We start from the raw sequence: 22,049 nt of genomic DNA, 5'->3' as shown, positions 1-22,049 counted from the left end.
TGCCATACAGACACTTTATTAATTAGATTTAGGATATTAGCAATATTCTACCGCAATAATATCAAACTCAACTTTTCCACCCGGGGTGGTAATAATAACATTATCATCAACTTCTTTACCGATAAGCCCTCTTGCAATTGGTGAGTTAACAGAAATTAGCCCTTGTTTGATATCTGCTTCATCATCACCAACAATGGTATAACGGGTTTCTTCTTCGGTATCAGCATTAACTAGAACAACGGTTGCGCCAAAAATAACTTTACCGTTATTTGGAATTTTGGTGACATCAATAATTTGGCAGTTTGCTAATTTTCCTTCAATTTCTTGAATGCGACCTTCACAGAAACCTTGTTGTTCACGAGCTGCATGGTATTCAGCATTTTCTTTTAAATCACCGTGTTCTCTTGCTTCAGCAATCGCTTTGATAATTTCAGGGCGACGGACATTTTTTAGAAAATCAAGTTCTTCTCTTAATTGGGCGGCACCACGCACAGTCATTGGAATTTGTTGCATTAGCTTTTCTCCTTCTTTTGAAAACGAAAAGAAACCACAATAGGTAAGTGTCTATTGTAGTTTATTTCATTCATTAAATTTATTTTTCAATTACTTAGGTAATTGACTGAGATAAAATAAATGTTGTTAAAATCAGAACTATTATTTACCGTATAACTAAAAATAGCAAGCAACAATCTGAATTGTTTTACACCTTTCAGGTGAAAACTGAAAGGTGTAGAAAATTAGAGGTTATATTCCGCCTTGATTTCATTTAAGCTAACAGGGCGTTGTTGTTGCATTGAACGTTGAGCTGCGAGAGCGATTAAGACGGGTTGTAAGCCATCATCACCACTGACTAATGTTGGGCGATCATTAATGATTGCATCAACAAAAGATGAAATTTCATCTGCAAAAGATTGCATATAACGTTCAAGAAAGAAATATTTTGGTTTTTCAGCGATAATACCATCTTCTCCTGAAAAAATAGCTGTTGAAGGGGTATCATTATTAATGTGGATTGCACCTTTAGAACCGAAAACTTCAGCACGTTGATCATAACCATAAACCGCTTTACGACTATTATCAATAACACCAATAGCTCCATTAGCCAGTTTTAATGTAATCACGGCAGTATCTATATCTCCCGCTTTACCAATTTCTGGATCAACCAATACGCTACCGACAGCAAAAACTTCAGTAACATCGCTACCTGATAAATATCGAATCATATCAAAATCATGAATTGTCATATCAAAGAACATACCACCTGAAACTTTAACATAGTCAATTGGTGGTGCATCAGGATCTCTTGAAGTAACTTTAATAATATGTGGTATCCCAATTTTACCCGCTAAGACTTGTTGTTTAATGGCTTTGAAATTGTGATCAAAGCGTCGATTAAATCCGACTTGGAATTTTAAACCAGATTTTTCTACTTCAGTCAGAACGGACTTAATTTTATTGACATCAGCATCAATTGGTTTTTCACAAAAAACATGTTTTCCAGCTTGAAGTGCTTGGATAGAGATTGGAGCGTGAGTATTGGTTGATGAGCAGACTAATACAGCATCAATTTCAGGATCTTGCAGAATATGTTGATAATCATCATAAATGTGAAGAATACCAAGATTTTTTGCCCATGTTTGTAATTCAGTGGTAACTTTTATATCTGAAATCGCTTTAACTTCAGCGCCTTTAACATATTTTTGAATGCTTTCTGAATGAACACGCCCAATACGACCTGCTCCGATAATTCCTACTTTGATCATTTTAGACTCCAGCGACTTGTTTAATATATTGGCGACCTTTAACAGCATATTCAAATGGGTTTGCAATAGCAGGATTTTGTTCTGCTTCAACTACAATCCAGCCTTGATAGTTATGTTGATCTAATAAATCAAAAATAGGTTTAAAATCAATAACGCCATCACCGGGTACTGTAAATGTACCTTTTTTGACGCCATCAAGAAAACTCAAGTTGTTATCTCTTACTTCGGCGACAATGTTGTCACGGACGTCTTTTAAATGAACATGAATAATGCGATCGATATATTTTTCTAAAACGTCAAGCATCGCTTGTTGTGAGCCTTCTGAATAATAAAGATGCCCTGAATCAAAGAGTAGATAAACATTCTCATTCACTTCAGCCATATATCGATCGATTTCTTCTGGTGTTTGAATCCCTGTTCCCATATGGTGATGTAAACACACTTTCATTCCCTTTTCTGCTGCAATACGGGCTAATTCATTGTAGCCTGCAGCCAGTAATCGCCATTCTTGATCATTAAAAATAGTTTTTTCTTTTAAAATTGCTTTATTTAACCCTTGAATACTACGGCTTTGTTCGGAACAGCCTATTACTTTAGCACCCATTTGGTGTAGAAAATTCATATGTTCAATAAAGGCATCTATTGTTTCTTGTTTCTTACCATCAACAAAAAAGGTGCTAAACCAAGCATTGCAAATTTGGATGCCACGAAGATCTAATTGATGTTTCAGTAATTGAATATCTCGTGGATATTTGTTACCTACTTCACAGCCTTGATAACCTGCTAGTGCCATTTCACTGATACATTGCTCGAAGGTATTTTCTTTACCTAGTTCAGGTAAATCATCATTAGTCCAACCGATAGGTGCGATACCTAGCTTTATATTTTCAGCTTTCATATTTTTCTCCTTGAGAAAATAATTGTAAGGGAAACTGGTTAATAATAGCGTGCTTGTTGAATGTGTAATTGAGTACGTTGAAAAGCTTGGCGAACACGTTCTTTTTCAGAAACTTCAGCAACGCCAACATGCCACCAACTACCATAGCCGTGAGCCATTGTTTTTGGTAATACTTTAATATCTATTAAGGTTGAAACCGATTGATGTTTTGCATCGGTAAGAGCATTTTTTAATTGTTCTAATGTTCGGACTTTATAGGTTTTACAGCCATAAGAGGCGGCGTTCATGGCAAAATCCATTGGTATTAATCCACCATTTAGGAGATTGGTTTTTGGATCTCTAAAACGAAATTCCGTACAAAAACTATCCATGCCATGCCCTATTTGTAAATTATTGATACAACCATTGGCCATATTATCAAAGAGAATAATATTAATTTTTTTCCGTTCTTGAATGGAGGTAATTAATTCAGAGTGCAACATTAAATAAGAACCATCGCCTAATAGGGAATAGACTTCTTTTTCAGGTTCCGCCAATTTGACACCTAAAGCTGCATTGACTTCATATCCCATACAAGAATACCCATATTCTAGATGATAGGTATTCACTCCTTTTGCTTGCCAAGTACGTTGTAAATCTCCGGGTAAGCTACCTGCGGCGGCAACAATAATATCTTGCTCACCTAGTGTTTGATTAAGCAGACCTAGTACTTGAGTTTGTGTTAAGCAAGAACCTGTAATTTGCTGGAATTCAGCGAATACTTTTGCGGTATCTAATTCATCATTTATTTCAGGAATAAAGTTTTGAGGTGTGTAATTAATGTTATAGATACGCTCTAATTCTTGGGTTAAAGCTTGTTTCGCTTCTGTAATGCGTTGTTGCCATTCACTTTGGTAAGAATCGTTTTCGGTTATTGCTTGATTGAGTTGTTGTAAAACAGTTTTAGCATCAGCAGTAATTTGGACACCATCCAATTTATAGCTATCAAAACGTGCGATATTGATATTTAAAAACGAAACGTCAGGATTTTGAAAAATCCATTTAGATGAAGTCGTGAAATCGGTATAACGTGTTCCGATGCCGATGATTAAATCGGCTTCTTTTGCAAGTAAATTAGCAGAAAGGCAGCCTGTTTCTCCGATACCACCAAGATTAAGTGGATGAGACGCAATAATAGCACTTTTACCCGCTTGAGTTTCGGCAAATGGAATTTGAAATCTTTCGGCAAAGCATTTTAATTCTTCTGCTGCTTCAGAATATTTCACACCACCTCCACAGATGATTAAAGGTTTTTTCTTCAGCTTTATTAGTTGAATTGCTTGGTTTAACATTGCCTCAGTCGCTGCAATGCGTTCTAACCGATGAACACGATGTTGGAAAAAAGTTTCAGGATAATCATAAGCTTCCGCTTGGACATCTTGTGGTAGAGATAAGGTTACCGCCCCTGTTTCGGCAGGATCGGTTAATACTCGCATTGCATTAATACAAGCAGACATTAATTGTTCAGGTCGGTTAATGCGATCCCAATATTTACTCACCGCTTTAAAAGCATCATTGGTACTAATATTAAGATCGTATGGCTGTTCAATTTGTTGTAGAACAGGATCGGGTTGACGAGTGGCAAAAACATCACCGGGTAGGAGCAACAACGGGATTCGGTTTGCGGTTGCGGTTGCTGCAGCTGTAATCATATTTGCGGCACCCGGACCAACTGAGGAGGTACAAGCATAGATTTGCTGACGTAATTTTTGTTTGGCAAAGCCTATCGCAGTATGCGCCATACCTTGTTCATTCCGCCCTTGATGTAAGATTAACTGACCACTATCTTGTTCTAGTGCTTGCCCTAACCCAAGTACATTACCATGACCAAAGATACCGAAAATTCCTTTGATAAATTTTATTTCTTGTCCATCAACTTCAAGATATTGATTGTCTAAAAATTTCACTAATGCTTGTGCTACAGTCAATCTTAACGTTTTCATACTTTATTCCTCGACTTCATTGGCGTTGTTTATATTGTACTGAAAAATTAAAGCAGAGATATAAAAATTGAAATATAAATTTCATTTTTGCGAGCTGGATCAATTTATTTGATAAAAAAATATATTCTATTCACTATTTTTATAGCTGTTTATTGGATTTTTAGTGGAATAAAATAAAATTTTTGTGATTAAAATCACAAAAAAGATTAAATTTAGTATAAAAGTGAAATATTTATTCTAAAATGAAAGGTAGGTATTATTGAATAAGGATTATGACTTTATAGGAGGCGTGATGAATAAATCATTAGATTTGATTTGTCTTGGAAGGGTAGCAGTAGATCTCTATGGGCAACAAATAGGTTCTCATTTAGAAGATGAAACAACCTTTGCTAAATATCTCGGTGGATCTTCTGGGAATGTTGCCTATGGTACTGCTATTCAAGGATTAAAATCGTCTATGTTAGCACGGGTTGGTGATGAGCATATGGGGCGTTTTTTGCGACAAGAATTAGCTAGCGTTGGCGTAGATACCAGTCATTTAATTACCGATAAAGAACGTTTGACCGCTTTAGTAATTTTAGGGATTAAGGATGATGAAACCTTCCCACTTATTTTTTATCGTGAAAACTGTGCGGATATGGCAATTAGTCCAGAAGATTTTAGTGAAGCTTATATTGCTTCAGCAAAAGCATTAGCCATTACAGGAACGCACCTTTCTCACCCTAAAACCCGTCAAACAGTTTTAACCGCATTAGAATATGCAGGGCGTAATCAAGTGAAACGTGTGTTGGATATTGACTATCGACCTGTGTTGTGGGGATTGACTTCATTAGGTGATGGTGAAACACGTTATATTGATTCTGCAATTGTAACTCAATCACTTCAAGAAGTTTTACACCATTTTGATGTATTGGTGGGAACAGAAGAAGAGTTTCATATTGCTGGTGGTTCGACAGACACGTTAAGTGCATTGAAAACGGTTAGAACTTTCACGAATGCCGTATTAGTGTGCAAACGAGGAGCATTAGGGTGTTCAGTATTTGAAGGTGATATTCCTGATACTTTAGATGGTGGGGTAAATGTATATGGTGTGAAAGTTGCTGTGTTGAATGTCCTTGGTGCAGGTGATGCGTTTATGTCAGGATTGTTACGTGGTTACTTAAATGGTGAAGGCTGGGAACAAGCTTGCCGTTATGCGAATGCTTGTGGTGCCTTAGTGGTATCACGTCATGGTTGTGCACCAGCAATGCCAACAAAAGCTGAATTAGATGATTATCTTGCACGAGCAGAAAGCGTTCCTAGACCTGATTTAGATGAAAGATTGAATCATTTACATCGAGTAACAACGAGAAAAAAACAGTGGGATAATTTGTGTATTTTTGCTTTTGATCATCGTAAACAATTAGAAGAAATTGCAAAAAAATGCCATGCGGATCTTGCACGTCTTTCACCTTTAAAAGCGTTATTACTGCAAGCGGCTGAACAAACCGCTAAAATTGAAAATATTGAGAATGGGCATTGTGGTATTTTGGCTGATACGACTTATGCTCAAGCAACGCTAAACCACATAACAGGAAAAAATTGGTGGATTGGTCGTCCTATTGAGAAACCTTCTTCTCGCCCATTGGAATTAGAATACGGTGATTTAGGCAGTCAGTTGGTTACTTGGCCTAAAGAACATGTTGTTAAATGTTTATCTTTTTATCACCCAAACGATGATGAAACTATACGCCATCAACAAGATCAGAAGTTACTAGAAGTATATCAAACTTGTTGCCGTAGTGGGCATGAGTTATTGCTAGAAATTATTTTGCCAGCAGAGATGGAACAAGATGAGAAATATTATAGTCAGATTATTAGCCATCTTTATCAATTAGGCATCAAGCCAGATTGGTGGAAATTACCGGGATTAACTCAAGCTAGTTGGTTATCCTTGAGTGAAGTGATAGCAAAAAATGATAGCTATTGCCGTGGTATTTTAATTTTAGGTTTAGATGCTCCTGAAGAGGTTTTTGATAACGTGTTTGCAGCCGCAAAAGACATACCATTGGTAAAAGGGTTTGCTGTAGGTAGAACGATTTTTGCCTCACCATCTGAAAAATGGTTAAAAGGAGAAATTGATGATCAACAACTGATCACTGACGTTTCTAAGAATTACCAACGGTTAATACGATTATGGAAAAAATATCGTTCTGTCTAGCTTTCCTAATAATAAAAAACCGTCTAGAAGACGGTTTTTTGCTACAAATTATTTTTCTTTGGAAGCTTGTTTTTCTGCTGCACTTTGAATGGTGAGTATGACTTCATAGGAAATAACTCGTTCTAAAATTGATTGAAGCTCCTCAATTTTTTCTTTGATAGCGTTGAGGTCTTGGTCGAAATACCCATTTTCTCTTAGACTATTAATAAAGACAGAGAATACTGCTTTATCAAAAAATTCAGGTGCATTAATGCCATGTAAGACAGAAAGGCGTTGTGCAACAGATTGACTCTCTTTTTCTAATGTAGTACGTGAAATGGTTGGGTGGAGTTGCAATAAAGTTAGGGTGATATAATAACGCTGTAAAATCTCTCTGATACTTGAGGAGAGTAATTGCAAACCACGGACACGTTTTTTATTAATACTGACCATATTTTCATGGCGTTTGATCAATTCTTGGCGACAAAGTTCAGTAATAATTTGACGGAGATGAGTATCAAGCAATTCAGGTTGAATATGTAAGAATAGTTCCTTATGTAAGAAAGGATAAAATTTCTTAACAGAATCAATAACTAGATTGATCTCCATTGCTTCATAGTGCAGAACGATTGATGCGACTAATGATGGTAAGACAAATAGATGTTGGATATTGTTACGATAATAAGTCATTAATACCGCAGGTTGTCGTTGCAAACGAATAATTTCGCCAAAATTGTCTTTTTCAACTAAAATACCAACACGAGTTAGATTGAGAACATGTTCTAACATTTGTTCGCCATTTTCTTCAGGTAGAATAACATCTTCTGAATAAGGCACATTTTGTAAGAGCTCACGATAGCTATCAAGTTGTTTAATTAATTGTTCACGTGATAATGCTCTTTGGCGAGAAGCAAGAAGTGCGGTTACGGTTAGATTAAGGGCATTCACCGCAGCAGCTTTATTGATATTTGTCATAATTTGAGTGGATAGATCATTGATAGCATTATTAAACCACTCGGGTTTCGTTTGCTCTTGGTCGATTTTCCATTCAGGGTAATGTTGATTTAGGTAGCTATTTAAGGTGATTGGCTCACCAAAGTTAACATAGCCTTTTCCCAAATTACGCAGTTTTTTTATTACACGTAAGACTAAACCAGCATTTTCTTTTTCTTTTTCAGCACCACGTAACTCTTTTGCATAGGTATCAACTTCAAGAACATGTTCATAACCAATATAGACAGGAACAATACTTAGAGGACGATTTAAACCTTGTTGTAAGGCTTGTAAGGTCATAGATAACATCCCTGTTTTAGGGGTGAGTAAACGTCCAGTGCGAGAACGTCCCCCTTCAATAAAAAATTCTACTGAATATCCACGATGGAAAAGTTCTGCCAGATATTCACGAAAAATGGTTGAATAGAGTCGATTTCCTTTGAATGTTCGTCGAATAAAAAAGGCACCCCAGCTACGGAAGATAGCACCCACAGGGAAAAAGTTAAGGTTGATCCCCGCTGCAATATGTGGTGGGACTAAACCTTGGTGATAGAGGACATAAGAGAGGAGTAAGTAATCAATATGGCTACGATGACAAGGAACATAAACGAGTTCATGCCCTTCAAGTGCAAGTTTGCGTACCCGATCGGCATGTTGCACGTTAATCCCTTGGTAAAGTCTATTCCATAGCCATCTTAGGAAGCGATCTGCAATCCGCAAACTACTATAATTTGAGTTGGCGGCGATTTCATTAAGAATTTTTCTGGCCTCTTCAGTTGCTTTTTCGATGCTAATTTTTTTACTTTTGGCTTCGTCCTCAATGGCTGTTTTGATCACAGGAGAGTTTAATAATTTACTAAACATTGCTTGGCGGTTAGGTAGTCGAGGTCCAGTCGCCGATAGTCTTTGTTTAGAAAAATGAATACGAGCCACTCGGGTCAGTTTATCGGCAAGCTTGCGATCATTTGAATAGTGTTCGATCATATACCTTAATGAAACGGCTTGTGAAAATCGCACAAAATTATCCCGTCCAAACCATAAAATAGCCCAAAGTTTTTGTACGGTATTCAATACTCTCAATTTAGGCAAAGCAGTTTTATTTTCATAACCGGGTGCACGTCCCCATAAAACGGATACAGGAATAATTTGTACGTTTAATTCTTGATCTAAGCGATGTAGTTCTAAATATTGGTAAAAAAGTTTTTCACTTTCTTTTTTACTATTTTTAGTTTTAAATAAACACCGCCCTTCTTCTAAGAAAACATAGCGAGGTAAAGTTTTACCTTGAATTTCATTTGGTTTAAGCGGATCAGGCAAGCCTAATGAAAGACAATTTTTTTGAAAAATAAGTAAATCAGCTTGTGATGCGTAAGGCAAAACATAGATTATCGGTTGTGTAATATCTAAATTTAATTCCTGGATAGGATTATTGGGAATTGAATTTGTTTTAACTAAAATTGAAAGAGGTAAATGTAATAATTTGCGATAAAAAGTAAGATAAGACATCTTTCAGTTCCGTTTTTAATTCGATTATTTAAGTGAATAACTGTAACTAAGATTCTTCAGATCTTGTTTTCATTACAGTTGGAATTGCAAGAGTTTATCATATTTTGCTGATAATAGCGTGAATTTGCGTTTAATTTAGCAATATGCTGTGGTTTTTTATCAAAGTGGTTAGAAATAAGGATTGCAAGTTTAAGTTGCCTGTATATAATAACATGTTATCTGTATAAAAAAACAGGTTGTTATGGTTGAGAGATGTTCTCACAACTTGATAACTGATAATGGAGCGGATATGACTAGTCCAATGAATAGTTTGCAAACTTTAACCCCAAGACAACAGCAAGTTTTTGATTTTCTTAAACAGCATATTGAAATGACAGGAATGCCACCGACTCGTGCAGAAATTTCAAAAGAATTGGGGTTTCGTTCACCAAATGCAGCGGAAGAACATTTAAAAGCATTAGCTCGGAAAAGAGTGATTGAAGTGAAATCTGGTACTTCAAGAGGTATCCGTTTATTGGTCGAAGATGAAGAAGAAAAAGAAGAATTAGGTTTACCCTTAATTGGAAGGGTGGCAGCTGGCGAGCCTATTTTAGCTGAACAACATATTGAAACAACCTATCAAGTTGATGCAAATATGTTTAAACCTAGTGCTGATTTTTTATTAAGAGTACATGGTTCATCAATGCAAGATATTGGCATTTTAGATGGTGATCTATTAGCTGTGCATTGCACAAAAGATGTTCGAAATGGGCAGGTTGTTGTGGCTAGAATTGGTGATGATGTGACGGTTAAACGTTTAGAACGTAAAGGCTCCCTCCTTTATTTACACGCAGAAAATAGAGAATTTAATAGCATTGTCATTGATTTAACGCAAGAGCAGGTTGAGATCGAGGGGATTGCTGTTGGTATTATTCGTAATAATGCTTGGATGTAATAAAATTATTTAGTTAGAGATTATTTAGCTTAATAAGCAAAAACCGCATGATATAAATGCGGTTTTTTATAGATTACAATAACAGAATATTTTTATTGTAATGGTAATAATTGATCCATTGGCCAACGAGGCTGGACTTTAATGCTTAATCCTGTATGTTCCCCGTGTTGTAAACGTAAAGCTCCAGCATAAGCAATCATTGCACCATTATCAGTACAAAATTGTGGTGATGGATAAAAGACTTCTCCTTTATTTTTTTGCATCATTTCTGCAAGACGTGAACGTAATCTTTGGTTGGCACTGACGCCACCAGCAATCACTAAACGTTTTAAGCCAGTTTGTTCTAAGGCTCGACGACATTTAATCGCTAAGGTCTCAACTACTGCTTCTTGAAAAGCATAAGCAATATCAGCATGAGTTTGGGGATCTTGCCCATTTTGTGCAATGGTATTAGCTGTAAAGGTTTTTAATCCTGAAAAACTGAAATCTAATCCCGGACGATCAGTCATTGGACGAGGAAAGATAAAACGGTTTGGCGTCCCTTTTTCAGCTAAACGAGCAAGAGCAGCACCACCCGGATAATCTAATCCTAGTAGTTTTGCTGTTTTATCAAAAGCTTCTCCTGCAGCATCATCAACAGATTCACCGAGTAACTGGTATTTTCCAACATCATCAACACGGACTAGTTGTGTATGACCACCTGATACAAGAAGTGCGATAAAAGGAAATTTGGGGGCTGGCTCTTCTAACATTGGGGCAAGCAAATGCCCTTCCATATGATGTACCCCTAAGGCGGGTACATTCCAAGCATAAGCTAGAGAACGTGCAATAGTTGAACCTACTAATAATGCACCAACTAATCCGGGACCTGCAGTATAAGCAATACCATCAATTTGATTTGCTGTTAATTGAGCTTGTTGTAAAGCCGCTTGAATTAATGGTGTTGTTTTGCGGATATGATCTCGAGAAGCGAGTTCAGGTACAACACCACCATAATCCGCATGCAGTGCAATTTGAGTATAAAGTTGATTGGCTACTAATCCTTTTTCTGTATCATAAATTGCGACACCTGTTTCATCGCAAGAGGTTTCAATTCCTAAAATACGCATAATAATATTTGTTCCATAATAAAATTTAGATGAGATTTTACCTGTTTTATTCACTTATCTCTAGTTTAATCCTTTTTAGTTATATGATTTACTGAGATAGTGTTAATCCCTATGTATGTAGATTTAGTAAATAAGTGATTGTTTAATGGAAGGTGCACTAAATGTAATTTATTTAAGTAGTTTAAGCTGAAAGATAAATTTGTTGAAAAGTAAAACTTCCCTTTGCTTTTAGACCTGAAATAGATTAGAATTGGAGCCTTTATTAAGTCCTGCCGTAGGTGTTTTTACTGCGGCAAATATGTTGATAAATTCATTGAGGTGAGGGCATATGCCTGTAATTAAAGTACGAGAAAACGAATCTTTTGACGTAGCATTACGTCGTTTCAAACGTTCTTGCGAAAAAGCTGGTATTTTAGCTGAAGTTCGTAGCCGTGAGTTTTACGAAAAACCAACAACTGTTCGTAAACGTGAAAAAGCATCAGCTGCAAAACGCCACGCTAAAAAATTAGCACGTGAAAACGCTCGTCATACCCGTTTGTACTAATTAGTTGTTCTATACTCAATTCATCGAGTTAGGCAAAACGTGTAAAATACGATCCATTATTAAATAAAACCGTGAAGCCTAAAAGGAATCACGGTTTTATTTTTGGTATTTTTTCCATCATAAGAATCTAATCGGGCTGAGAGGAATTCTCGATGAAAGGTTTAATCCCAAGAACATTTATTGATGATCTGTTAGCGAAAACAGATATTGTTGATGTTGTGAATTCTAGGATAAAAACTAAAAAAGCTGGATCAGAATTCCACGCCTGTTGCCCTTTTCATAACGAAAAAACACCTTCATTTACAGTTAGTCAGAAAAAACAGTTTTATCATTGTTTTGGTTGTGGTGCACATGGTAATGCGATCGGCTTTTTGATGGCGTATGATAATTTGGATTATGTTGAAGCTATTGAAGAATTAGCTTCAATGAAAGGCTTAGAGGTACCTAGAGAAAGCCGTTCCAATTTTGATCAAAAGAATAATAAGTATAAACCGCTGTCTTATAAACGAGATTTATATCAGTTGTTGCAAGCTGTTGCTGATTTTTATCATCAAAATTTATCTAGCAATATTCCAGCTCAAGCGTATTTACAAGAACGAGGCTTATCAGCGGAAGTGATTCAACGTTTCAACTTGGGGTTTGCAAGCAATAGTGTCATTAATAGTTCAGAAAGTATTTTGCATCATTTTGGTACAAATCAAGAAGAACGAGAAAAATTACAAGAAAGTGGAATGTTATCGAAAAATGAACGTGGAAAAGTCTATGATCGTTTTCGTAATCGAATAATGTTCCCAATTCGAGATCGTCGAGGACGTACTATTGCATTTGGAGGAAGGGTTTTAGGAGATGAAAAACCTAAATATCTCAATTCACCTGAAACGGGAATTTATCATAAAGGCAGCGAATTATACGGTTTATTTGAAGCGTTAGAACAGAATAAAAATCCTGATTATTTATTAGTTGTTGAAGGATATATGGATGTTGTTGCTTTAGCACAATTCGGAGTATATAACGCAGTAGCTTCATTAGGTACAGCTACCACGGGAGAACAGCTTCAATTAGCATTTCGTGCAACCGAGCAGATTATTTGTTGTTATGATGGTGATAGAGCAGGGCGGGCAGCTGCTTGGCGTGCATTAGAAAATGCACTACCTCATTTATATGATGGGCGTCAGTTAAAGTTTATTTTTCTACCAGATGGTGAAGATCCTGATACTTTTATCCGAAAATCAGGAAAAGATGGTTTCGAACAATATTTAGAGCAAGCTCAATCATTAAGTGACTTTTTTTTCCGTCATTTACTTGAACAAGTTGATTTGTCTAGTAAGGAAGGTAAAGCAAAATTATTGGCGTTAGCACAACCATTATTAGCAAAAATACCGGGTGAAATGTTACAACTTTATTTACGTAATATTTTAGCCCAAAAGTTAGGTATATTAGAGCCTAGTCAATTAGATAAATTATTACACACCCCACCACCTACTCAAACGAATACAGAAAAAGGCAAGTTAGCGGTAACCCCGATGCGATTATTGGTAGGGTTATTGTTACAAAATCCAGAATTAGTTGAAATTACAAAAAGTATTCCTGATTTGCAGAGTTTAACTCGTTTGAATGAAGCGGGAATGGATTTGTTTTTACAACTTGTTTCACTATGCCAAGAACGGGTGGGAATAACCACAGGACAATTATTAGAATATTGGCGAGGAACGAAATTTGAAAAGTCGCTTGAAATTTTGTCTTGTTGGGATCATTTAATAAGCGAAGATAATATTGAAATAACTTTTCGAGATACTTTAATATTTTTTTATACCCGTCTCGTTGAACAGAGAATTGCAACATTAATTGCGAAAGATCGTAGTGATATGTTATCAATTGAGGAAAAGCGGGAGTTAGTCGAGCTATTGAAACAGGGTACATAATAATTTAATCGTGTTACAATAGTTATTAATCATAAAATAATAGATTTTTTAGTCTTTTGTATAACATAAATAAGCGGATAGGTTATATGGATCAAAATCCACAATCTCAATTAAAACAGTTAATTGCTCAAGGTAAAGAGCAAGGGTATTTAACTTTTGCTGAAGTTAATGATAGCTTGCCAGAAGATTTGGTTGATGCAGATCAGATTGATGATATCATTCAAATGATCAAAGATATGGGAATCCAAGTTTTGGATGCCGCCCCAGATGCTGATGATTTAATGTTGAATGAAGATCTTACCGATGAAGATGCAGTAGAAGAAGTTACACAAGTATTATCTAGTGTTGAATCTGAACTTGGTCGTACGACAGATCCTGTGCGAATGTATATGCGTGAAATGGGGTGTGTCGAGTTATTGACACGTGAAGGTGAAATTGATATTGCAAAACGTATTGAAGATGGGATCTATGAGGTGCAATGTGCACTTGCAGAATATCCTGAAGCTTTAAATGGGTTATTAATGCAATATGAGTTGGTTGAACAAGGTGAAGCTCGTTTAGCTGATCTAGTTACTGGTTTTTCTGATCCGAATTGTCTTACTGAAGATGAGAATTTATCGGAAATCCTTGATGATGAAGAGATTGATCTTTCAACAACTGATATCGATGAGGATGAAGAAGATGAAGAGGGTGGTGATGATAATACCGATACTGATAATAGCATCGATCCTGAAGTTGCTCGAGAGAAGTTTACCGCCCTTAAATCACAACATCAGAAAACGCTTGAAGTAATCGGAAAATATGGGCGAAATAATAAAAAGGCAAAAGAGCAAATTCTTGTATTATCAGAAATTTTTCAACAGTTTCGTTTAGTGCCAAAACAATTTGATCTATTAGTTCAAGTGATGCGTGATATGATGGATAAAATTCGCAAACCTGAACGCCAAATTAAACGCTTAGCAACTGAAAATTCTAAAATGCCAGAAGCAATGTTTCGTAAAGCCTTTATTGGGCATGAAACGAGTGATGCTTGGTTAGAAAAAGGCTTAGCAGCAGGTAAAGCTTGGTCTGAAAGATTAGCCCGTCATCAAGATGAAATTAGAAGTGCTATTCAAGAGTTGAAGGCGATTGAAGATGAATGCGGATTAACAATCAGTCAGATTCGGACTATTGGAAGTAAAATTTCCCAAGGTGAACGCAAAGCACGTCAGGCTAAAAAAGAAATGGTTGAAGCAAACTTGCGTTTAGTAATTTCAATTGCGAAAAAATATACTAATCGTGGCTTGCAATTTTTGGATCTTATTCAAGAAGGAAATATTGGTTTAATGAAAGCGGTGGATAAATTTGAATATCGCCGTGGCTATAAATTCTCAACTTATGCGACTTGGTGGATTCGTCAGGCAATAACCCGTTCTATCGCAGATCAAGCAAGAACAATTCGTATTCCTGTGCATATGATTGAGACAATCAATAAATTAAACCGAATTTCTCGCCAAATGTTACAAGAAATGGGAAGAGAAGCATCACCAGAAGAACTTGCCGAACGAATGGGAATGCCTGAGGAAAAAATTCGTAAGGTATTAAAAATTGCGAAAGAACCAATATCAATGGAGACGCCGATTGGCGATGATGATGATTCACATTTAGGCGATTTTATTGAAGATAGTACACTTGAACTACCACTTGATTCAGCAACAGCACAAAGCCTCAAAGTTGCGACTAATGAGGTGTTAGAAGGTTTAACGCCAAGAGAAGCGAAAGTATTAAGAATGCGCTTTGGTATTGATATGAATACCGATCATACCTTGGAAGAAGTCGGTAAACAGTTTGATGTTACTCGTGAACGTATTCGTCAGATTGAGGCAAAAGCGTTGCGTAAACTTCGCCATCCAAGTCGTTCTGAAACCTTACGTAGTTTTTTAGATGAATAATAATTTATTCTACTGATTCAACATTATGATCTGCTTTTTCAAGCTATAAAGCGATGCAGATCATACCGAGATAAGTTGATTAATTAAAAGAATCTTTTGATTAATCAACTATTTTTTTATGTTTTGAAAATAGCTTATTTGGCTAACTCTGCATTTTTACTTTACTGGGGTAAGTAAATGTTTTTCTAACTCTTCTGCAATTTGAATATTTTGAATAATCGCAACCCGATCGACTGATTGAGCATTATCTAAAACTTTTTTCCAGTAGGTTATTGCTTGAGTATAATGTTGTTGTTGGAATGCTTCAGAAGCAAGTAACAATAATGCAGTGGTATCTTGTGGATTGAGTGCTAGCGTTTCTGCTAAATATTGTCTAACTTCATCTGTGAGGGTCGAATTTGCTTGATAATAGAGTGTATTTGCAATTGCACTGAGTAAATAGGCTTTACGTCCATTGAGTTTTAATGCCCGAGAGTAGCATTCTAATGCTTCAGGATATTCATTATTTTGGGTATATGCCTGCCCTAATTCAAACCAACTATCCCCATCATTTGGATTTGTTCTGAGCTTATTTTGAATCGCTAAAATGTAATCAGTATGCTGACGATTTTGTTGCTGTCGTGTTTCCATTGCTTGTTGAAATTTTTGTTCTTCGTTCAGAACAAGTTGATAACGTCCGCTGATTAGGTAGCCACTTAGAATTGTACCAATAATTATTATCCCAACGCTGAGAAGCAACCAAGCATTAGGTTTTTTGAGTGATAAAAGATTCGTTTTATTTTGAGTGTCTTGCAAGAAAAAACGATAATGAATTTCTTTTTCTAGGTGCTGTTTTAAAGGATAGGCTAAATGAGCGATATTGGTAAGTTGCTGCTGGTACAGTTGTTGATTTAGGGTATTTTCTGAACGATTTTTAATCGTAGAACGAGGATAAAAAAGGGTAAAGAGAAGACAAAAAGCAAAACTAATTATACAAATCCAAAAAAAGATCATTGACAGGATCATTTTATTTTCCTTTTTGTTGTAAATAGATATCTAATTGTTGCTGTTGTTCTGAATTTAATTGCAGCGTATTACGTTGACGTAAATATATTTTAATACTGAATCCAGCAATACTTAATAATAGTAAAGGTAAGAGCCATAAGAAATAGGTTGATGGAATAAATGGCGGATCATAAAGCACAAAATTGCCAAAACGTTCCGTCATAATTGTAATAATTTGCTGATTGGTTTTTCCTTCATTTGCAAGTTGATAGACTTCTAAGCGTAGGTTATAGGCAATGGGGGAAGTTGACTCAAGTAAATTTTGATTTTGGCATTGTGGGCAACGTAATGTTTTGGCAAGTTCAACTGCTCGCTCTTTTGTTGCTTGATCGTGAAATTGATAAGTATCTACTATGGCAAAAGCGAGGTTGAATTGCAGCAATACTAGGCAAAAAAGCAGATGACAAATGTGATAAAGCTTAGACATTGTTATTCTCCTAGTAATTGTTGTAATTTAGGCACAAAGTGTTTTTGCCAGATAGTTTCGGTTAATTTTCCTTCAGGGTAATAATAGCGAATAATCCCTTTTTTATCGACCAAAAAGGTAAAAGGTGCACCATTTAACCCTAAATGAGAGGTTAAATTCCCTTCATTATCAAAGAGGTTAAATTGATATGGATTACCTAATTCTTTTAAACTCTGTAAAGCAGATTGACGTTGATCTAAATAGTTAACCCCAATAATAGGTAGGTGGTATTGTTGACTAATTTTTACTAAAAGAGGCATTTCTTCTCGACAATATCCACACCAACTTCCCCAAATATTTAATAGGTATATCTGGTTTTGAGGTAAATCCGCATTGGTTAGTTTTTGTTGAGGAGCTTCTAATTTTGTCAAAGAAAATTGTGGTATAGATAGTCTTAATTGGCTGGTTTCTTGATAAAGTGAACTTTGATATAAGCGAGAGAAAAGTAAACCAATAATGATTGAGACCAATAGTAATGGCAAGAGTAGCAGTAAACGCTTTGGCATATTAGTTTCTCATTGTTTGTTTAAAATGATAAGTTATGCGATAAAAAGCAAATAATCCACCGATAAGTGCCAAAATAGCTCCTAACCAGATTAAACGCACGAGTGGATTATAATAAAAATGAAAAGCAACTTGTTGATTTTCGTTTTTATCTCCCATCACGATATAAATATCTGATAGACCTATGGTTGTGATACCTACTTCATTCATACTCCGTTGTCTGAGATCATAATAACGTTTTTCTGGAATAATTGTTGTGATATTTGGTTGATCTTGATTTAACGTAAAAATAGCACGTTCAGTGGTATAATTTTTTCCAATTTGGTAATCGGATCCTTGGTATTTGAGTTGATAATCAGCTAAATTGATTTGCTGTTGTGGGTGTAAACGGACTGCAACATCAGTGCCATAATAGCTATTAAACACTGCACCAATGATCGTTAATCCAATACCACAGTGTGCCAAAATCATAGCCAATCTTTTACCAGAAAAATGAGCAAGTTTTAATGGGATACAACTCAAAATTAACCAAGATGCGACTATGAGTAAGAGCAACGAATAAGGAGAGAGTTGTTGCCAGTCATAGTTAGGTTTAATGAGATAGATTAGTAATAATGCTACTAATCCAGCAGGAAAGAGTAAGGCTAATTTAGCGTACAGGTGATTAATTTTATTTTGTTTCCAATGTAATCCGGCTGTTAAAGACATTAATACACAAGCTAAGAATAACAATGGTAAAAAGAATTTATTAAAATAGGGAGCACCGACTGAAATAGAGCCTAAACCAAATAATGTAAAAAATAGTGGATAAAAGGTACCAATAAAAATTGTTACGGAGGCAAGTGTGAAAAGTGTATTAGCAAAGAGAATAGCACTTTCTTTGCTAAAGAGAGTGAAACTTACAGGGAGTTTGATTAAGTTTATTTTCCATACATAGAGTATTAAGCTTGCTAGTGTAAAAAGACTAAAGATAGTCAGTAATGCTTCGCCACGGGTTGGATCGACAGCAAAGGCGTGAACGGAAGTTAGTATTCCTGAACGGACAATAAATGTACCTAATAAGCTTAGAGAAAAGCTAAAGATTGAAAGTAAAATAACCCAATGAAAGAGAATACCACGTTGTTCACTCACAATTAAGGTGTGTAGTAGTGCAGTGGTTAATAACCAAGGCATTAAGGCTGCGTTTTCAACGGGATCCCAGAACCACCAACCTCCCCAGCCTAGTTCATAATAAGCCCACCAAGATCCTAAACTAATACCAGCAGTGAGTAATACCCACGAAATTAAGATCCAAATTCGACTATAACGAGCAAAACTCGCATCAAAGTTATTTCCAAGTAATGCGGAAATAACCATAGCAAAATTGATCGCAAGTCCAACATAGCCTAGATATAACAAGGGTGGATGAAGGACTAATCCCAGATCTTGTAACATTGGATTGAGATCTTGCCCTTGTGGAGGAACAGGAAAAAGGCGTTCGAATGGGGAAGAAAATAATAGGATAAATAGGCAGAATGCAAGATTAATACTGGCTAAAATTGTTACAGTGCGAGTAGCAAATAGCAGTTCAAGTCGGCGACTGAAGTAGGTAAAGAGGCTACTAAATAGAGCAAGTGAAAAGAGCCAAAATAGAATGGAGCCTTCATGGCCTCCCCAAGTAGCCGCAATTTTATAAAATAACGGTAATTCGGTATTTGAATGCTGTGCCACATAGGCGACAGAAAAATCATCTTGGATAAATGAAAAAATAAGGCAGGCGAGAGTAATAAAAATAAAGATGCTATATAAGTAACTTAAAGAATGAGAAATTTTAAGTAAAAATAACCTTTTTTTCCATAGCCCATAACTTGCTATTAAAGTAATTAGAAAGGTTGTTGCGGTTGCAAAGAAAAGTGCAATTAAACCAATTTCAGGAATCATAATAAATCATTCAATTATTTATATTTTCCCCATCCATATTGGAATATAGATGGGGGGAACAAAATTTAAGCAAGGGTCATTTGGCCTGCGTACAGAATAAAAAAGCGTAAACATAAAATCCCAAAGAGACTAAAACTAGCGATTAATAAGATTAATCCACGTTTATGTTTGAGTTTTTTAGTCGCTAAGCCATTGAAGAGTGCTGGTACTATTAAGCCAATGATTACAATACCTACCCAGAAAACATTTGCCCAAAAACCACCACCAATCGCATTCATAATCGCAACAGTTTTTTGACCACCACCTAAATATAAACCAATACAGAAGGCAAATAAAAGGAATGATTCAATTAAAATTAGTGGAAATTCAAATTTATGAATAAAAGTTAATTCAGTTGCTGTTGGATTTGTTTTACTCACCAATAGTAAGGCTAAGGTTAATGTTGCAACACCTGATGAAATACCTGAAACTAAAAATAGGACAGGTAAGACAGGATTATTCAACATCGGATAACTAATTAAAGCTGATAAAAGGAATCCTGTATAAGCACCAAGTAAGATTGAAAAGAGGAGGAGTATAATTTCAATTTTAGCACTAAAACGTACTAACCAAGTTATTATTGGATTAATAAAACTTAATTTAGGAAGAAATTTTACAATCAGATTGGCGATATCTTGCTTAAAAATAATAGCTAACCATAAACATAGAAACAGCATATAGAACTGAAATAGCATAACGCCCATCGACATAATTGAGGTGTGATGGTAATTAAACATCAGATACCAAAATGCCCAAGGTTTAGTTAGGTGAAAGATCAAGATAGTTAGACCAACAACTAGGCTTAATGGAGCAATAATGGCACTGTTTCTAATTAGAGCACTTTGGCTAGGCTCAGTGGTTAGCCCCGACCGTTTATACAGTACCGCAAGAAAAGTAACGCCCGCAGAAATGCCGAGTAAAAATAAATAAATTGCAATTATTTCATCCCAGACAAGAGACGGAAAATGGAATGGACTAGTCATCGTTTTATCTCTCCTCCTTTAGCTGGAATATGGTATAAATTAGGATCTGTTCCTAATTCAACTTTAGTTCGGTAAACTAAATTTTGTGTTAATTTTTGTACGATCTCGCTATTAGGATCATTTAAATCACCGAAGGTTAAGGCTTTTGTCGGACAGCTTTCAACGCAAGCAGGTAATTTTCCTTTCGCTAAATTTGTGTCACGGCAAAAATTACATTTATCAGCGGCTTTATTAAGTGGATTGATATAACGTACTCGATAAGGGCATACTGCAATGCAATATTGACAGCCAACACAGAGATCGGGATTCACATCAACGATACCTGTTTTCTCATCAATAAATGAAGCCCCTGTTGGGCAAACTTGAACGCAAGGTGCGTTACTACAATGCTGGCAAGAATGACGGAAGAATTTATAAATTACATCAGGAAATTCAGTTCCTTCAACTTGAGTACGGATAATTTCTAAACGGCTGACTCCCTCAGGCACGTTATTCACCTCACGACAAGCATCCATACAGGCTGTACAGCCGATACAACGTTTTTCGTCATGTAACATTGCATAGCGAATATTTTTCTTTTCAGCATTAGCTTTGCTGGCATTAGCTGTTCCTGTTAATAGGATTAAAGCCCCCATACCAGAAACAAAATTTCGGCGTGAGTAGTTCATTACTTATCCTTTTGTAGTGGTTTTTCTGTTTTTAAATTTTGCAGTTGTTGTAATTTAGAATGACAATTAACACATAACTTAATACGTTGTTTTTCGTTAAGTTGTTTCATACGATCTTGGGCTGAATGTAAAGTATGGCAGTTTGCACAAGATAGTTTTACTGCATGAACATCATGTACCCAGAATTTTTGGCGGAGTTGATCTGGATTATGACAAGAAAAACAGATTTGATTTTGTTCTTGAACCGTAAACAATGGTTTTTTATTCGAGAAAATATCAGAATGAAAACGCATAACATCTTTAACACCACGTCGGTGATTTTCTGATATATGTCCATGACAACTCACACAATTAATCCTTTTTCCTGTATTAGGATTAGTTTTGCTTAGATGGATTCCATGAAACTGTTGATTATTGAACTTATGACATTTTGCACAATAGTGATTTGGATCACGTTGATGCTCTAATTTTGGCTGATACGTTAGGGTATTTTCATCATTTATCATATCAGGGAATGCTTGTACATGAGTCGCAAGTAGTAATATTCCTAACAAAGCCCAGCTTAGAGCGAGAATATTGCGATAATAAAAAGAAGGTAAACGCATTTTTAATTCCTCGATGATAGTAGTTATTGTGCTAGTTAATTCAATATCTAATTAGCTAG

General features: G+C 35.9%; 18 protein-coding genes. 5 read left to right on the top strand and 13 right to left on the bottom strand.

The annotated features are described in order from the left end of the window. Positions 1 to 36 precede the first annotated feature (36 nt). The 4 genes from greA to iolD form a co-directional block, all read right to left on the bottom strand. Positions 37 to 513 (bottom strand): transcription elongation factor GreA, encoded by a 477-nt coding sequence (gene greA / locus CEP47_RS07550; protein WP_261920215.1) that lies wholly within the window; start codon positions 511 to 513, stop codon positions 37 to 39. 224 nt (positions 514 to 737) lie between these two features. Continuing rightward, positions 738 to 1,763 (bottom strand): inositol 2-dehydrogenase, encoded by a 1,026-nt coding sequence (iolG, locus tag CEP47_RS07545; RefSeq protein WP_261920216.1) that lies wholly within the window; start codon positions 1,761 to 1,763, stop codon positions 738 to 740. A gap of 1 nt (position 1,764) precedes the next feature. Continuing rightward, positions 1,765 to 2,661 (bottom strand): myo-inosose-2 dehydratase, encoded by an 897-nt coding sequence (gene iolE / locus CEP47_RS07540; RefSeq protein WP_261920217.1) that lies wholly within the window; start codon positions 2,659 to 2,661, stop codon positions 1,765 to 1,767. Positions 2,662 to 2,699: 38 nt separating this feature from the next. Next, positions 2,700 to 4,643 (bottom strand): 3D-(3,5/4)-trihydroxycyclohexane-1,2-dione acylhydrolase (decyclizing), encoded by a 1,944-nt coding sequence (iolD, locus tag CEP47_RS07535; RefSeq protein WP_261920218.1) that lies wholly within the window; start codon positions 4,641 to 4,643, stop codon positions 2,700 to 2,702. A 292-nt stretch (positions 4,644 to 4,935) separates the two neighbouring features. Between iolD and CEP47_RS07530 the strand changes: the two genes are divergently transcribed. Then, positions 4,936 to 6,843, top strand: a complete 1,908-nt coding sequence (locus tag CEP47_RS07530) for a bifunctional 5-dehydro-2-deoxygluconokinase/5-dehydro-2-deoxyphosphogluconate aldolase (RefSeq protein ID WP_261920219.1) — start codon at positions 4,936 to 4,938, stop codon at positions 6,841 to 6,843. 48 nt (positions 6,844 to 6,891) lie between these two features. On the opposite strand, the gene plsB is transcribed toward CEP47_RS07530, so the two are convergent. After that, positions 6,892 to 9,321 (bottom strand): glycerol-3-phosphate 1-O-acyltransferase PlsB, encoded by a 2,430-nt coding sequence (gene plsB / locus CEP47_RS07525; RefSeq protein WP_261920220.1) that lies wholly within the window; start codon positions 9,319 to 9,321, stop codon positions 6,892 to 6,894. A 301-nt stretch (positions 9,322 to 9,622) separates the two neighbouring features. On the opposite strand from plsB, the gene lexA reads away from it, so the two are divergent. Continuing rightward, positions 9,623 to 10,255, top strand: a complete 633-nt coding sequence (lexA, locus tag CEP47_RS07520; protein WP_261921043.1) for a transcriptional repressor LexA — start codon at positions 9,623 to 9,625, stop codon at positions 10,253 to 10,255. A gap of 92 nt (positions 10,256 to 10,347) precedes the next feature. Here the strand turns inward: lexA and tsaD are convergent, their stop codons facing one another. After that, a complete protein-coding gene (gene tsaD, locus CEP47_RS07515; RefSeq protein WP_261921044.1) occupies positions 10,348 to 11,364 on the bottom strand; it encodes a tRNA (adenosine(37)-N6)-threonylcarbamoyltransferase complex transferase subunit TsaD in 1,017 nt (338 codons plus the stop codon). Positions 11,365 to 11,692: 328 nt separating this feature from the next. On the opposite strand from tsaD, the gene rpsU reads away from it, so the two are divergent. The 3 genes from rpsU to rpoD all read left to right on the top strand — a co-directional run bounded on the left by rpsU (position 11,693) and on the right by rpoD (position 15,761). Further along, positions 11,693 to 11,908 carry a 30S ribosomal protein S21 gene (rpsU, locus tag CEP47_RS07510; RefSeq protein ID WP_039140406.1) on the top strand — a complete coding sequence of 72 codons (216 nt, stop codon included), beginning with the start codon at positions 11,693 to 11,695 and terminating at the stop codon, positions 11,906 to 11,908. A gap of 152 nt (positions 11,909 to 12,060) precedes the next feature. Continuing rightward, a complete protein-coding gene (gene dnaG, locus CEP47_RS07505) occupies positions 12,061 to 13,830 on the top strand; it encodes a DNA primase (RefSeq protein ID WP_261920221.1) in 1,770 nt (589 codons plus the stop codon). Positions 13,831 to 13,916: 86 nt separating this feature from the next. Beyond that, positions 13,917 to 15,761, top strand: coding sequence for an RNA polymerase sigma factor RpoD (rpoD, locus tag CEP47_RS07500; RefSeq protein ID WP_261920222.1), 1,845 nt, complete (start codon positions 13,917 to 13,919; stop codon positions 15,759 to 15,761). Between the two features lie 156 nt (positions 15,762 to 15,917). Here the strand turns inward: rpoD and CEP47_RS07495 are convergent, their stop codons facing one another. The 7 genes from CEP47_RS07495 to nrfB all read right to left on the bottom strand — a co-directional run bounded on the left by CEP47_RS07495 (position 15,918) and on the right by nrfB (position 21,990). Beyond that, positions 15,918 to 16,766 carry a TPR domain-containing protein gene (locus CEP47_RS07495; RefSeq protein ID WP_261920223.1) on the bottom strand — a complete coding sequence of 283 codons (849 nt, stop codon included), beginning with the start codon at positions 16,764 to 16,766 and terminating at the stop codon, positions 15,918 to 15,920. A gap of 1 nt (position 16,767) precedes the next feature. Then, positions 16,768 to 17,232 carry a heme lyase NrfEFG subunit NrfF gene (gene nrfF / locus CEP47_RS07490; protein ID WP_261920224.1) on the bottom strand — a complete coding sequence of 155 codons (465 nt, stop codon included), beginning with the start codon at positions 17,230 to 17,232 and terminating at the stop codon, positions 16,768 to 16,770. 2 nt (positions 17,233 to 17,234) lie between these two features. After that, a complete protein-coding gene (locus CEP47_RS07485; RefSeq protein ID WP_261920225.1) occupies positions 17,235 to 17,777 on the bottom strand; it encodes a DsbE family thiol:disulfide interchange protein in 543 nt (180 codons plus the stop codon). 1 nt (position 17,778) lies between these two features. Next, entirely contained in the window at positions 17,779 to 19,695 is a 1,917-nt protein-coding gene (locus CEP47_RS07480) for a heme lyase CcmF/NrfE family subunit (RefSeq protein ID WP_261920226.1), read from the bottom strand. Between the two features lie 65 nt (positions 19,696 to 19,760). Then, positions 19,761 to 20,717: a cytochrome c nitrite reductase subunit NrfD gene (gene nrfD, locus CEP47_RS07475; protein WP_261920227.1), complete on the bottom strand. Its 957-nt coding sequence runs from the start codon at positions 20,715 to 20,717 to the stop codon at positions 19,761 to 19,763. Beyond that, a complete protein-coding gene (nrfC, locus tag CEP47_RS07470; protein ID WP_261920228.1) occupies positions 20,714 to 21,385 on the bottom strand; it encodes a cytochrome c nitrite reductase Fe-S protein in 672 nt (223 codons plus the stop codon). The genes nrfD and nrfC overlap by 4 nt, the downstream gene beginning before the upstream one ends. Continuing rightward, positions 21,385 to 21,990: a cytochrome c nitrite reductase pentaheme subunit gene (gene nrfB / locus CEP47_RS07465; protein ID WP_261920229.1), complete on the bottom strand. Its 606-nt coding sequence runs from the start codon at positions 21,988 to 21,990 to the stop codon at positions 21,385 to 21,387. Before nrfB ends, nrfC begins: the two co-directional genes overlap by 1 nt. Between the last annotated feature and the right edge of the window lie 59 nt (positions 21,991 to 22,049).

The organism is Mergibacter septicus (assembly GCF_003265225.1).
GTDB lineage: Bacteria > Pseudomonadota > Gammaproteobacteria > Enterobacterales > Pasteurellaceae > Mergibacter > Mergibacter septicus.
The sequence above is the reverse complement of the archived record's forward strand: the minus strand, read 5'-3'. Positions and strand labels throughout refer to the sequence as shown.

Coding starts and splice junctions, on each gene's coding strand:
- rpsU (WP_039140406.1), top strand. CDS start 11,693: ATGCCTGTAATTAAAGTACGAGAAAACGAATCTTTTGACGTAGCATTA.
- dnaG (WP_261920221.1), top strand. CDS start 12,061: ATGAAAGGTTTAATCCCAAGAACATTTATTGATGATCTGTTAGCGAAA.
- nrfF (WP_261920224.1), bottom strand. CDS start 17,232: ATGTCTAAGCTTTATCACATTTGTCATCTGCTTTTTTGCCTAGTATTG.
- plsB (WP_261920220.1), bottom strand. CDS start 9,321: ATGTCTTATCTTACTTTTTATCGCAAATTATTACATTTACCTCTTTCA.
- lexA (WP_261921043.1), top strand. CDS start 9,623: ATGAATAGTTTGCAAACTTTAACCCCAAGACAACAGCAAGTTTTTGAT.
- greA (WP_261920215.1), bottom strand. CDS start 513: ATGCAACAAATTCCAATGACTGTGCGTGGTGCCGCCCAATTAAGAGAA.
- nrfC (WP_261920228.1), bottom strand. CDS start 21,385: ATGAACTACTCACGCCGAAATTTTGTTTCTGGTATGGGGGCTTTAATC.
- iolE (WP_261920217.1), bottom strand. CDS start 2,661: ATGAAAGCTGAAAATATAAAGCTAGGTATCGCACCTATCGGTTGGACT.
- iolG (WP_261920216.1), bottom strand. CDS start 1,763: ATGATCAAAGTAGGAATTATCGGAGCAGGTCGTATTGGGCGTGTTCAT.
- rpoD (WP_261920222.1), top strand. CDS start 13,917: ATGGATCAAAATCCACAATCTCAATTAAAACAGTTAATTGCTCAAGGT.
- CEP47_RS07480 (WP_261920226.1), bottom strand. CDS start 19,695: ATGATTCCTGAAATTGGTTTAATTGCACTTTTCTTTGCAACCGCAACA.
- iolD (WP_261920218.1), bottom strand. CDS start 4,643: ATGAAAACGTTAAGATTGACTGTAGCACAAGCATTAGTGAAATTTTTA.
- CEP47_RS07530 (WP_261920219.1), top strand. CDS start 4,936: ATGAATAAATCATTAGATTTGATTTGTCTTGGAAGGGTAGCAGTAGAT.
- nrfD (WP_261920227.1), bottom strand. CDS start 20,717: ATGACTAGTCCATTCCATTTTCCGTCTCTTGTCTGGGATGAAATAATT.
- CEP47_RS07485 (WP_261920225.1), bottom strand. CDS start 17,777: ATGCCAAAGCGTTTACTGCTACTCTTGCCATTACTATTGGTCTCAATC.
- nrfB (WP_261920229.1), bottom strand. CDS start 21,990: ATGCGTTTACCTTCTTTTTATTATCGCAATATTCTCGCTCTAAGCTGG.
- tsaD (WP_261921044.1), bottom strand. CDS start 11,364: ATGCGTATTTTAGGAATTGAAACCTCTTGCGATGAAACAGGTGTCGCA.
- CEP47_RS07495 (WP_261920223.1), bottom strand. CDS start 16,766: ATGATCCTGTCAATGATCTTTTTTTGGATTTGTATAATTAGTTTTGCT.